The organism is uncultured Aquimarina sp., from assembly GCF_947500065.1.
Taxonomy (GTDB): Bacteria; Bacteroidota; Bacteroidia; order Flavobacteriales; family Flavobacteriaceae; genus Aquimarina.
The window spans coordinates 488,189-502,355 of the sequence record NZ_CANMQT010000001.1 but is presented as its reverse complement, the minus strand read 5'-3'; the positions used below and the strand labels follow the sequence as shown (position 1 = coordinate 502,355).

10 protein-coding genes are annotated in these 14,167 nt (G+C 34.1%); 2 read left to right on the top strand and 8 right to left on the bottom strand.

What is annotated here, in order from left to right:
* Positions 1-98 precede the first annotated feature (98 nt).
* From Q0975_RS02375 to rplM, 8 genes are all read right to left on the bottom strand, one after another.
* On the bottom strand, positions 99-2,513 hold the full coding sequence (locus Q0975_RS02375; RefSeq protein ID WP_299432518.1) for an efflux RND transporter permease subunit: 2,415 nt from the start codon (positions 2,511-2,513) through the stop codon (positions 99-101).
* An 85-nt stretch (positions 2,514-2,598) separates the two neighbouring features.
* Entirely contained in the window at positions 2,599-5,040 is a 2,442-nt protein-coding gene (locus tag Q0975_RS02370) for a DUF5686 family protein (RefSeq protein WP_299432515.1), read from the bottom strand.
* 86 nt (positions 5,041-5,126) lie between these two features.
* Positions 5,127-5,690: a ribosome recycling factor gene (gene frr / locus Q0975_RS02365; RefSeq protein WP_299432512.1), complete on the bottom strand. Its 564-nt coding sequence runs from the start codon at positions 5,688-5,690 to the stop codon at positions 5,127-5,129.
* Positions 5,691-5,740: 50 nt separating this feature from the next.
* Positions 5,741-6,448 (bottom strand): UMP kinase, encoded by a 708-nt coding sequence (gene pyrH, locus Q0975_RS02360; RefSeq protein ID WP_299434221.1) that lies wholly within the window; start codon positions 6,446-6,448, stop codon positions 5,741-5,743.
* A 446-nt stretch (positions 6,449-6,894) separates the two neighbouring features.
* On the bottom strand, positions 6,895-7,860 hold the full coding sequence (gene tsf, locus Q0975_RS02355) for a translation elongation factor Ts (RefSeq protein WP_299432509.1): 966 nt from the start codon (positions 7,858-7,860) through the stop codon (positions 6,895-6,897).
* A gap of 165 nt (positions 7,861-8,025) precedes the next feature.
* Positions 8,026-8,922: a 30S ribosomal protein S2 gene (gene rpsB, locus Q0975_RS02350; RefSeq protein ID WP_299432507.1), complete on the bottom strand. Its 897-nt coding sequence runs from the start codon at positions 8,920-8,922 to the stop codon at positions 8,026-8,028.
* 130 nt (positions 8,923-9,052) lie between these two features.
* A complete protein-coding gene (rpsI, locus tag Q0975_RS02345; RefSeq protein ID WP_299432503.1) occupies positions 9,053-9,439 on the bottom strand; it encodes a 30S ribosomal protein S9 in 387 nt (128 codons plus the stop codon).
* A complete protein-coding gene (rplM, locus tag Q0975_RS02340) occupies positions 9,439-9,894 on the bottom strand; it encodes a 50S ribosomal protein L13 (RefSeq protein ID WP_299432500.1) in 456 nt (151 codons plus the stop codon). Before rplM ends, rpsI begins: the two co-directional genes overlap by 1 nt.
* Positions 9,895-10,168: 274 nt before the next feature.
* On the opposite strand from rplM, the gene Q0975_RS02335 reads away from it, so the two are divergent.
* A complete protein-coding gene (locus Q0975_RS02335; protein ID WP_299432497.1) occupies positions 10,169-12,862 on the top strand; it encodes a DUF5916 domain-containing protein in 2,694 nt (897 codons plus the stop codon).
* A 79-nt stretch (positions 12,863-12,941) separates the two neighbouring features.
* Complete coding sequence (locus Q0975_RS02330) at positions 12,942-14,138, top strand: serine hydrolase domain-containing protein (protein ID WP_299432494.1); 1,197 nt, start codon at positions 12,942-12,944, stop codon at positions 14,136-14,138.
* Positions 14,139-14,167: the final 29 nt, after the last annotated feature.

Genomic DNA, 14,167 nt, shown 5'->3' with positions numbered 1-14,167 from the left:
AAGTTTAGTTCGATAGGTTTTGGGGTAATCTATCTTACACGGAGTCTCGCTAGTTTACTGGCGGGACTTCTTTTTTATGTAAGAAACAGATGATAGAATTATTGCTTTTCTTCTTCGTCAGCAGGAAGTTCTTCGTCATCATCACTTGCAATGATTTTTAACTTGGGTTCTTTTAATGTCTTTTTGTTGGCAATACTTCGTTCTAAAGAAAGCAATAATGAAGGTAATAGCAGTAAATTAGCTAACATTGCAAATAATAAAGTAGCCGAAACTAACCCACCCAATGCTTTAGTGCCTCCAAAACTTGATATCATAAATACGGAGAAACCAAAAAACAATACTGTAGAGGTGTAAAACATGCTAACTCCTGTTTCTTTTAAAGCAGCAAAGACTGATTTACGAATTCTCCAGTGATTAGACTTTAATTCTTGTCGATATTTTGCTAAGAAATGAATGGTGTCATCTACGGAAATACCAAACGCAATACTAAAAACTAATATAGTGGATGGCTTTATAGGGACTCCTAAAAAGCCCATTAAACCAGCAGTCATTAATAAAGGAAGTAAATTAGGTATTAACGATATCACAATCATTTTAACGGACCTAAACATCCAAGCCATGAATAGTGCTATAAGTATAATAGCTAGTCCTAAAGAGAATATTAGATTCCAGACTAGGTAGGTCGTCCCTTTCTGAAAAATTAAGGCTTTACCTGTAAAACTAACTTCATAACGGTCTTTTGGAAACAGCTTTTCTAGTTTTGGAGCTAGATTAGCTTCTATTCTCTCCATTTCTTCAGTGCCTACATCTTTCATAAATGTAGTAATTCTAGCATATTGACCAGTAGAATCTACGTAACTATTCATTGCTCCAGCTTCAGACTCGAAACTTTTGGCATAAGGGAGAATGAAATTTCTTTCTTGACTTGTGGGTAATTGATAATATTTTGGGTTCCCGTTATAGTATGTCTGCTTAGCGTATTTTACTAAATTGACAATAGAAATCGGTTTCGATAACTCTGGAGTTTCTTCTAGAAGTTCTTCCAGTTGTTCCATTCGACGTAAAGTAGGTAGTTTTAAAACTCCTTGTTTACGTTTTGTGTCTATTAATATTTCTAATGGCATAATGCCATCAAATTCATCTTCAAAAAACTGGATATCTTTAAAAAAACCTGCTGATTTAGGCATGTCTTCTAATAAACTTCCAGAAACTTTAATCGTATATATACCTATGATGCTTGCAATAAGTATAATAACAGAGGAAATGTATATGGTTATTCTTTGGTTTTTAACAGCGTGTTCCATCCAAGTAACCAGTCTTTCAACCCATCTTTTTCCTAGATGTTTTAAATGCCTTTCTTTGGGTTGTGGCATATAACTGTAAATTATTGTAATGACTAGCAAGCATAATATAAATAGCGCTATAATATTTAATGCAGCTACAATACCAAATTCTTTTAATAATTTACTTTCTGTTAAGGCAAAAGTAGCAAAACCAGCAGCTGTGGTAACATTGGTCATTAGTGTGGCGTTCCCAACTTTGGTAATAACACGTTGTAAGGATTTTGCTTTATTACCGTGCTTTTTTATTTCCTGTTGATATTTGTTAATCAGAAAGATGCAGTTAGGGATTCCGATAACTATTACTAATGGAGGTATGATGGCTGTTAGAACAGTAATTTCATATTCCAAAAGCCCTAATAATCCAAAGGCCCACATTACACCAATGATTACTGCAGTCATCGAAATAAGAGTAGCTCTGAAAGACCTGAAAAAGAAAAAGAAGATCAGTGATGTAACCAATAATGCAGCTAAAATGAATATCTGAATCTCATCCATGATATTCTGAGAATTCATAGTTCTGATATAAGGCATACCAGAAACTTTAATGTCCATTCCGAATTTCTCCTCGAATTCTTCAATTCTAGGGTTTAAAATATCTTCAATAAACTTTTTTCTTACAATTGTATTTACAATATCTTTATTAAGGTAAATGGCACTTTGTATAGTGTTGGATTTGTTACTGTAGATAAGCCCTTCGTAAAAGGGTAGTTTATTGAACAGTTCATTCTGGTATTCCGAAACATTCTCGACAGTATATATACTATCTTTTATAAAGGATACAAGTTCGAATCTAGCAGGATTGTCTTCTTTTTTTAGTGTTTTTAAATCGCTAACAGAAATTACCAGATCAATCTCGCTGTATTCCTTAAATGAATCATTAAAATCATTCCAGGCTTTTAGTTTTGTAGGAGTAAAAAGAGAGCTGTCATTTACAGCCATCACAATAAGATTACCTTCATCTCCGAATTTATCCAGAAATTCTTGATATTTAATGTTTACTTCGTGATCATCGGGAAGAAGATTTGCTTCAGAAAAAGAAAACCGCATATTTTTCCACTGAAAACCAAGAAAAACGGTTATACCAATAATAATTATAAATATTGCTGCTCTATTACGGAGTATAATTCCAGCTAATGTATTCCAAAACCCGAAAGTTAATAACTTTGCCATTCTCTATTTTCCTTGTGCAAATGTAAGAATTTGAGGTTTTAATATTTGAAAAATTTCCAAAAGAAAATTAATAAATATTCTTGCGCTATAGCTTTAGGTAGAAAGTGAATTTAAATGCAATATTATCTTCTAATTTTGGCAGGTGATAAGCGCCGTAACGATAGGCAAAACTTAGGCCAAAACCAGCGAAAAGCTTATTGATTTCGAATCCGGATTCCTGATATCCTTGCTGTAAGGAATTAAAATTAACTCCTTGATGTTTGTCAAGATTACTTACATCTCCGATAGCATATCGGGTGATTAATACCATTTCTGGCTTAAGCCAACTTGCTATTTTAAATGGTCGTAGTCTATGTCTTACTTGTAGCGTAGCTAATCGGTCACTAAAGAACTCACTAAAATACATGGTTTCGAAACTTCTTCGCCCAGCAACAGAAAACCTTTGGAAAATGGTTTCTTTGGTTGGAGCATTTGGATATGCATGATATAAGTGTGTTAGCGGTACATCCCCACTTGCGATATCTGCCTCTAGTAGCAATTGTGTACTTGATTGATTAAGACGATTAATTATATATTCTGCTTTAATTCCTATTTTACTATAACTAAAGTCGCTATCAAATATTCCTTTATACCCTTGTGTATATTGGGCAGTGATTTTTGGATATCCATCTTGTATTTCTCTAAAACCGTTAGGTGTTTTTAAAAATTTACTGAATGGACTCCATCGCAGTGCAATAGTAGATTCTGCGGTTTTATATCGCGAGAATGAATTTCCGTCATCCAGATATGTATAACCACCAGTTTGATCGATATTGCTAACAGAAAACTGAGTTTCTGATAATAATTTAGGTAAAATTCTATGTTGTAAACTTGTGCTCCAAGTTCTGTGTTTGTAATAGAAATCTATATTTACCAAACGTGGTTCAAATAAAGAATAAACACGCCTATCCGTTAAATAGAAAAAACTACCTACTTCTTTAAGATCATCAGTGTAATTTACATTTAGCCAGGATCCCATATCCTTATTTAGTAAAACGCCACCGCCTAATCCAAATTTGAATCGACCATCCCTAAAACCATAAACTAGGTAACCTTCTGCGCGAAATCGTTTAGAAAATTTTTGGTTTGTTAGGCCGCCTAACCCTAAACGTAATCCTTCAAAATTATTATATTTTATTGGATAAGTTAGATCAAAATCGAAAAACCCAACAGGATAATACCCAATGTTAAAGCTTTGAATAACATTTATCCTTCGCTCGATATTTTGTGCTTGAACAATACTGTCCACAATTGGAAAGGAATTTAAGTCCTTTTCCGTTATGGCACTCGTTCTATAGTTGTTCCAGTATTCCTCATTGCGGTTAGTGGCTTCTGGAGCTATTTCTATTGCAGATTGTTGAAGTCCAATCTTGGTGTCTAGTTGTGTTGTGTAATCAAAGAAATCTGTTTTGGAAATTAGAAAGTCATTGTTGCCAGTAAAACTTTTCTTATCGTTTCCTAATCTACCCACAGAAATTTGTCCTCCAAACAAAGTAACTTTTTGTTTTCCAATACCAGGTCTTATAGTCACCTCTTGGTTTAACGGAAGCCATAATTTTTCTTCTGTATTGTATTTAAAATCGTGAGTGACTAAAACATTAAGTTCTCCTCTTAATTCGGCAATTGCTTTCTGAATAGAGAGTGTCTCCATGTCTAGGTATAAGACACCTTCTAAGCTTGCTATTTTTTTAGATCTTCTTGGTTGAAAAAGTATAACATAAGCTGGTCTTTTGCCTTGGGTGGTGTCCAGAACTTTATAGTAATAATTTTTAAGAGCTCTGTTGGATAGAGGTCCTGCATATTTGTTATTGAAGATTACATAGTTTTCTTCATATAGGGAGTTCGATTGAATTTTAATTCCGAGTACGTTGTAAACTGGTTTATTAAACCCAGTCATTCTAGACGCAAGCACGGTTTCTTTTTCATCGCGCCCTTTGTTAAATTCGTGTAGACTTACTTTTTCAGAAAGAAAAGAATGAGCATCATTAAAGATACGTTCCATATCTACTCCTGTTGTATCTGGAGTTTCGAATCTTGCCTGATTATCTTCAGTAATTTTAAACTTATTATAGCTCTTATAGCTATAACTTTTTAAGGATTTGTTTGGGTTGTTTTTGTCTTTGTTTGTAATTGCTTTTTTAATAATATTTGAAGCAATACTTCCAGGAACATCTAGTTTTACTGTTCCTAAATTTTCTTGTATGGGAGAAAGTTGTATCTCTACTTTTACGATATCTTCGGATTGAATAGAGAACTCTTTAGTAGCATATCCAATGTAGCTTATGGTTAGATTGATGGGGTAACTATCGCACCTTATTAGAAACTCACCTTTAGAAGAAGTTAGTGCATATTCATCGTGATCTGCTTTTACCGTTGCAAAAGGTAAGGGTTCATTGGTGCTTTGATCAATTACTTTTCCGGTAATGCTAATTTGGGATAGTAAAACAAAATGAGTAAAAAATAATAAACAGAATAGTTTGTTTTGCATTATCAGAATTGATTCATAAGAATTTGATGATATACAAAAGTGTTTTCTTATAAAAGAAAACACTTTTGTATATGTGTTTTTAGGTGTTATACCGTCATAATCTCTTTTTCCTTAACGGCAAGCATATCATCAATTTTCTTAATATAGCTATCTGTTAATTGTTGGATATCTGCTTCCGTATTTTTAGCCATATCTTCGGACAATCCATCTTTTTCTAATTTCTTGATCTCTGTATTGGCATTTTTTCGATCATTACGTACACCTACCTTCGAATCTTCAGCTTCAGCTTTTGCTTGTCTTACCAAGTCTCTACGGCGTTCTTCTGTTAAAGGAGGTACGCTAATAATTACACTTTCTCCATTGTTCATAGGATTAAAACCAAGGTTAGCTACCTGAATAGCTTTTTCGATTTCCTGAATAAGAGATTTCTCGAAAGGTTGAATAGTAATTGTTCTGGCATCAGGAGTGTTTACATTTCCTACCTGATTTAATGGGGTAGCATTTCCATAATATTCTACCATAACACCACTAAGCATGGCAGGAGATGCTTTTCCTGCTCTTATTACAATTAGCTGTTTTTCTAAATGAGCGATCGCGCCCTCCATAGATTCCTTAGTTGAATCCAGAATAAAATTTACTTCTTCGTTCATCTTAATATAATTCTTTTCTTTTTAGTAGATCAAAAAATGAGCCACTATTGTTAAAGGTTTACTTTTGTTCCAATAGATTCTCCGGAAATTACTTTTAGTAGATTGCCCGTTTTGTTCATGTCAAAAACTATAATTGGCAATTCATTTTCTTGGCTTAGCGTAAATGCTGTTGTGTCCATTACTTTAAGTCCTTTCCTCAAAACATCATCAAATGTAATAAAATCAAATTTAGTAGCTTGAGAATCTTTTTCCGGATCTGCAGTATAGATTCCGTCAACTCTTGTTCCCTTAAGGATTACATCTGCGTTGATTTCTATAGCTCTTAATACAGCTGCAGAATCCGTTGTGAAATATGGGTTACCTGTTCCTCCTCCAAAAATTACAACTCTTCCTTTTTCTAAATGTCGAATAGCTCTTCTTTTGATAAATGGTTCTGCTACCTCATTAATCTTTATAGCAGATTGAAGTCTTGTTGGTATTTCTGCGTCTTCTAATGCACTTTGAAGGGCTAATCCATTAATAACAGTAGCTAGCATACCCATATGATCTGCTTGAACTCTATCCATGCCTTTGCTGGCACCAGCTACACCTCTAAAAATATTACCACCACCTATAACTATGGCAACTTCTACACCTTCATTAGTTATTTGCTTGATTTCATTAGCGTATTCTGCTAATCTTTTGGGGTCAATACCATATTGACGTTCTCCCATCAGGGCTTCTCCTGATAATTTTAGTAATATTCTTTTGTATTTCATCATTTGCTTGGACTGTGCTGCAAATATAATGATATTCTTAATTTAGAAAATAGTTTAATTACTAAAGGGTAAATCTTTCTGAAATAGGTCAGAAATGTTAAAATTGAAGTATTGTTATTAAAAAAGGGTTCTTTTCCCCTGATGCTGCTATTGGTTGGCTTTGGATAATGTTATAGGTTTGTAAAAGGAAAACAAAAACAGGGGAGATGAGAAATGTTTTTTGAAATAGTGATGAAATGTTTTTTATGAATTTACATATTCACGAAAGTGCAATGTGTATTCTAGACTGATTGGGGAGTTAGTCTTTTTTGGGGTAGCATTTTGGAGGGGTCCAAAATGTTTAGAAAAATATTTCAGATGCTAAGAGAAAAGTATTTCGAAAAATGACGAAAAAACCGCTTCAATTGAAGCGGTTTTTAACTTTTATATAATATGATGTTTTTGTATTAACCTAGAGATACTCTTTCAAAAGAAGTAACTTGAACATCACCATATGATTCAACGTATTTAGCTACATTGATTTTTTCATCTTTTATGAAATTTTGATCTAACAAACACTGCTCTTGGTCAAGAGTTGTATTATCAGAAATAAATCTCTCCATTTTTCCAGGAAGAATTCTGTCCCAGATTTGTTCTGGTTTACCTTCAGCTTTTAATTCAGCTTTAGCATCTTCTTCTGCTTTGGCAAGAACTTCAGGAGTTAGTTGAGACATAGATATGTATTGAGGTACATTCTTAAGAGTTTTACCCAAACGACCTAGTTCTTCATTATCTTTTTCGATTACAGCAATTCTTGCTTCAGTTTCTGAAGCTACAAAAGCAGGATCAAAATCTTTATAAGAAAGTGTTGTAGCACCCATAGAAGCGATCTGCATTGCTAAGTCTTTTGCTAGAACATCAGTTTTGTCTACTTTTGCAGATAATCCAACTAGTGCAGCAATTTTGTTTATGTGCACGTAAGAGCCAACATAAGGAGCCTCTAATTTAGAGAATGCATTTATTTCTAGTTTTTCTCCAATAACACCAGTTTGTTCAACTAATTTTTCAGCAACTGTCATTCCTCCAAAATCTGCAGCTAAAAATTCTTCTTTAGAAGAGCAGTTTAATGCTAGATCAGCTAATTCATTAGCTAAGGCAACAAAACTCTCGTTTTTACCAACGAAATCTGTTTCACAACCTAAAACTATAGATACACCAGCAGTGTTATCTGCATTAATTTTGGCAATGGCAGCGCCTTCAGAAGAGTCACGATCAGCTCTCTTAGCAGCAACTTTTTGTCCTTTTTTACGCAATACATCTATAGCTGCTTCAAAATCTCCTTCAGCTTCAACTAATGCTTTTTTGCAGTCCATCATTCCTGCACCTGTAGCTTTTCTTAATTTGTTAACTTCTGCGGCTGTAATCTTAACCATATCTTTTAAATATTTAATGTGTTTGTGTAAAAAATAAGTCGTTTAGTTATGATTACTATAAAAGTAAAGAACTAAACGACTCATTAATTTTATCTTAAAGTTAAGTTTTACAACTTATGCTTTAATTTTTATAATTTTTAATGATTGAAAGCAATCAATGAATGTTTATTCTTCTTCTTGCTTGGCAGCTTCAGCTACTGCTGGTGCTTCCTCAACTTTAGCCGGAGCTTCTACAGCAGGTGCAGGAGTTTCGGTTTTAGCAGGTGCTTTTTCAGCTGCTGCTGGCGCTTCGGTTTCAGCAGGTGTCTCAGCTTTAGCAGGCGCTTTTTCAGTTTTAGCTTGCGCTTCTCCTTTTGGCGCTTCTTTAGAAGCTTTTCTTTCACTTAATCCTTCGATTATAGCATCACTAACATAAGTCATTACTTTGTCGATAGATTTAGAAGCATCATCATTTGCAGGAATAACATACTGTACCTGACGTGGATCAGAATTAGTATCTACCATTGCAAAAATAGGAATGTTTAATTTTTGAGCTTCTTTTACTGCGATATGCTCGCGAGTAATATCTACTACAAATAACGCACCAGGTAGACGAGTCATATCAGAGATTGAACCTAAGTTCTTTTCTAATTTAGCTCTTAAACGATCTACTTGTAAACGCTCTTTCTTAGATAAAGTGTTGAAAGTACCATCTTTCTTCATTCTATCGATAGCAGCCATTTTCTTTACGGCTTTACGAATAGTAACAAAGTTGGTAAGCATACCACCTGGCCATCTTTCTGTGATGTATGGTTGGTTAGCTTTTGCTGCTTTTTCAGCAACTATTTCTTTAGCTTGTTTTTTGGTAGCAACGAAAAGGATTTTTCTACCAGAGGCTGCGATTTTCTTTAAAGCTTCGCCAGCTTCATCAATCTTTGCAGCTGTTTTGTATAGGTTGATGATATGGATTCCGTTGCGTTCCATATAAATATATGGTGCCATATTGGGATCCCATCTTCTTGTCAGGTGACCAAAATGTACGCCTGCATCAAGTAAGTCTTTTACTTCGATATTGTTTGCCATTTTTGTAATAGTTTACGTTCTGTTGAATTAGCAATACTCAAGTGGCTATCTTTTTGATATGGCCTTGGGTATTTAGATGCTAAACTAACTCCCTAAAATAGGGGATAACAACAAATACTGTTTTAATAAATTAACGTTTAGAGAACTGGAATTTCTTACGAGCTTTCTTCTGTCCGAATTTTTTACGTTCTACCATTCTAGGATCTCTGGTCAATAAACCTTCTGGTTTAAGAGCCGCTCTGTTTTCAGGGTCTAACTCGCACATCGCTCTAGATATTGCTAGACGAATTGCTTCAGCCTGTCCTGTGATACCACCTCCATATACGTTTACAGTTACATCAAACTTCTCCTCATTGTCCGTTAGGGCAAAAGGTTGGTTTACTTTGTATTGTAACGTAGCAGTAGGAAAGTAATCGTTAAGATCTTTTTTGTTGATCGTAACTTTTCCAGAACCTTCTTTAAGGTAAACTCGAGCTACAGCCGTTTTTCTACGACCAATTTTGTGAATAACTTCCATTACTTAAATTCTTTTAAGTTAATAGTTCTTGGCTGCTGAGCATCTTGCTTGTGATCTGCTCCAGCATGTACCTTTAAATTACGGAATAAAACTGCTCCTAATTTGTTTTTAGGTAACATTCCTTTTACCGCTTTTTCGATTAAACGCTCTGGGTTTTTGTCAAATAACTCCTGAGCAGTAAGACTCCTTTGCCCTCCAGGGTAACCAGTGTGACGGATATACGATTTATCAGTCCACTTTTTTCCTGTTAAGTTGATTTTTTCGGCGTTTGTAATAATTACATTGTCACCGCAATCAACATGTGGGGTAAAGTTAGGCTTATGCTTTCCTCTCAATAGTATTGCTACTACAGAAGATAGACGTCCTAAAGTCTGTCCTTCAGCATCTATATGTAACCATTCCTTAGAAACGGTTGCCTTATTGGCAGATACTGTCTTGTAACTTAATGTGTCCACACTAACTAATTTTACTAATTAAACATTCCTTTCCTATATAAAATAGGGGTGCAAATGTACAATTATATATTTATATAGCAAACAGGTAATTGATATTATTTTCTATGTATGATCCGTTGGTTTTCAGATAGGTTAATTATCTGATATTTTTTTACCGTTTTGCGGCACTAAACCTCGGTTACGTGTTAATTTTTTATTAAATAGGTAACATAACTGTGACAAAGATTCATAATTTATGTCCTGTATTAAACATCAATCAACAAAACTAATCAACATGAAGTACACTATCCAAGTGTTAGGAGTATTCCTTTTTACATTATTTACGAATGCCCAAGATTCTACAGTAGTTAAAAAAAGAATCTATACTACAAAACCTCTTAATGGATCAGAAGCGCCAACAATTAATGGGTTAATCGAAGAATCAAGTTGGGATCTGGTAGAATGGTCAGGAGATTTTATTGAGAATCGACCTGACGAGAATACGGCACCTAGTCAACAAACAAAGTTTAAGATATTATATGATCAGAAATTTCTATACATCGCATATCGATGTTATGATACAGAACCTGATAAAATCGAAAAAAGATTATCTAGAAGAGATGGTTTTTCCGGAGACTGGATAGAGATCAATTTAGATAGTTATCATGATAAGAGAACAGCATTTTCGTTTACGATCACTGCAGCAGGAGTAAAAGGAGATGAATTCATATCTAATAATGGTAATAATTGGGATGGTAGCTGGAATCCAATTTGGTATACTGCTAGTAATATAGATAATGAAGGCTGGACTGCCGAGGTGAAAATTCCTTTAAGCCAATTAAAATTTGGTAAAAGTAAAGAACAGATTTGGGGTCTTCAATTGACAAGAAGATTCTTTAGGGAAGAAGAAAGATCTGTGTGGCAGCGTGTTCCACAAGACGCTCCTGGATGGGTAAGTGAGTTTGGAGAATTGCATGGGTTGATCAATATTGAGCCACAGAAGCAATTGGAGATTCAGCCTTTTGTGGTTACACAGTATGATACTTTTCCAGAAGAAGACGGAAATCCTTTTAGGGATGGAGATGATTTTAAATTAAATGGAGGTTTGGATGCTAAAATTGGTATTACGAATGATCTTACCATGGATTTAACAGTGAATCCTGATTTTGGGCAGGTTGAGGCGGATCCTGCTGCGATTGCTCTAGATGGTTTTCAAATTTTCTTTAGAGAACAAAGACCATTTTTTGTAGAGAACAAGAATATTTTTGATTATCGATTTGCTAATGGTCAGGATAACGTGTTTTATTCCAGGAGAATTGGAAGAAACCCACAAGGTTCTATAGGTTCAAGCCCAATTAACACAGAATTTGTGGATAGACCTAATAATACTACTATTTTAGGAGCTGCCAAATTTAGTGGTAAAACTAAAAATGGATGGTCTATCGGTATTTTAGAAAGTATAACATCTAGAGAAATAGCTAAAATTGAAGATCCAGATGGAAACGAAAGAGAAACAATTGTGGAGCCATTAACGAACTATTTCGTGGGCAGAGTGCAAAAAGATTTTAATGATCGGAATACATATATAGGAGGTATTTTTACAGCTGTTAATAGAAATCTGGGTGATATATTAAATATAGATTATGATAATCCAGATACAGATGAGACTTCTGAATTGGTAGGGTTAAGAGAAAATAACCTAAATTTCATAAGGAAATCAGCCTATACAGGTGGATTAGATTTTAGACACAATTGGAAAGATAGAAAATACTTCATTGAAGGGAATTTAGTAACTAGTCATGTAGAAGGTTCTAAGGAAGCAATTGAGGAAACTCAAAATTCACTTACACATTTGTTTAACCGGGTAGATGCTGATCATGTGGAGGTCGATCCTAATCGTACTTCATTAACTGGTACAGGAGGTAAATTAATCGGTGGAAAAACAGGAGGAGGAAATTGGAGATATGAAGGAGGGGTATTTTGGCGTTCTCCAGAATTAGAATTAAATGATGTTGGTTTCTTAAGGCAAGCAGATGAGGTTAGACAGTTTGCTAACGTTCGTTATCTATTTCTAAAGCCTACAAAATGGTATAGAAGAGGAAATATTAATTTTAATCAGTTTTCTACCTTTGATTTCGAAGGAAATTATAATAGAATCCAGTATGGATTAAGTGGATATATGAGTTATACTAATAATTGGTGGACAGAGGTAGAGTATATTCATAAACCAAGAATTTTTACGAATACAATTCTTAGAGGAGGTCCTCGTTTTCGTTTTTCTGAGGAAAATATTGGAGTGTTGTTTTTTGGTTCTGATCAAAGAAAAAAGTTTAGCTTCACAATGGGGCATGTGAACTCTCAGGCTCAACAGAATAATTTTTCTTTCCAACGATATGTACTTAGATTGAGATATCAGCCTTTTAATGCGTTTAGTCTTTCTCTAAATCCTGAGTTTACAAGAAACCCAAATAAAACACAATATGTTACTGAGACTGATTTTGGAGGAACACCAAGATATATTACTGCTAGAATTGATCAACAAACATTGAGTGCCAGTATTCGTCTTAATTATAATATCAATCCTAATCTAACTATACAATATTACGGTCAGCCTTTTATTTCCAGAGGTACTTATAAAGATTTTAATTATGTTAATAATCCTATTGCTACCGATCTGAATGAAAGGGTAACTTTATTTGAAGAAGATCAGATTTCTTTTGCAGATGACACCTATTCTATAGATGAAGATGGAGGTGGAGTAGATTACACTTTTGGCAATCCTGATTTTGCATTTGTGCAATTTCGATCTAATTTGGTGCTAAGATGGGAATATATTCCTGGATCAGAAATTTTCCTAGTATGGTCGCAAGGAGTAACTGGTTTTGGAGATCCAGGAGATCATTTGTTTAGGAGTTTAGATAATCAAATTTTGGATCAACAACCTGATAATACGTTTTTAATCAAGGCAACATATAGATTTGTTTTATAAAATTGTAAAAAAGCTTCCAATAAAGTTTTTACATAAGAGTTTTTTACGTGTATTTTGCAATAGTTAAGATTATTGCTATATGAAGAACTTTATTGGAAGATTTTTTATTTCTCTTTTTATTATGGGATGCACAACTTCTAAAATGGAAGAGAAGGAAGTGATTGTAGATCAAAAACCAAAAACGGAAAAGACAGATTCCTTGTCATTTTTTCTGGATCATTATGAGAAGTTTTTTGCTACTAATTTCAATATTTCAGAATGCCCTGGAGCTGCAGTAGTTATTGTTAAGGATTCTACAGTTATCTATAAAAAAGGTTTCGGAGTAAAAGAAATACACACAACTGATTCTGTAGATGTGAATACCGTTTTTAGGATTGCAAGTTTATCAAAAGGAGTAACTTCAGTTCTGGCAGGAAATCTGGCAGATAACAATGAGTTACAATGGAGGCAAGGTGTCAAAAAATCGGTAAACAATTTTAGTTTAAGAGATAAAGCACAAGCAGAAAGACTTACAGTTAATCACTTGCTTTCTCATACCGCAGGATTGTATAAGTATACAAATTCTAAATTGATACATAAAGGTGTTTCACTGAAGGGTATTATTGCTAATTTTAAAAGAAATGGAGTTGTAGCGAAAGAAGGAACCGAATATGAATATCAAAATGCAGCTTTTTCCATTGTTGAAAAAGTGATGGAAAATTCGACAGGAAAGTCCTTTGAAACATTATTGAAGGAACGATTATTTGTACCTGCAGGAATGAAAAATGCTTCTAGTAGCTATGCTGATATAAAACGAAATACTAATGTAGCACTGCCGCATAAGTGGAATCATTATTCTAAAAAGTATTACCTAACCGATCTTCATCAGAATTATTATAACGTTGCTGCTGCTGGAGGTATTAATGCATCTATTTCTGATATGGCTGAGTATTTAAAGGTTTTGTTAGGATATCGTCCTGATATAATTTCTAAAGAAAGCCTAACGGAGATTTTTAACCCAATGATTTGTACCAGTCAAAAAAACACTTATGTGAATTTATGGGATGGCGTAACAGACTCTTATTATGCTAAAGGCTGGAGAGTCATAGATTATCGGAATAGAACAATAATTTATCATGGAGGAAATGTAAATCAATATAAAACACAATTAATGATAGATCCTGAAAATAAGATAGCGATATGCGTATTGTTTAATGGACCGAATACATTTAATGGCCCTGTGATTCCTACTTTTTTAAATTACTATGATTTTTTTACTGCAACTACGGACAGGTAAACCTAAACATAGCAGCTTTCAGGTCGAAA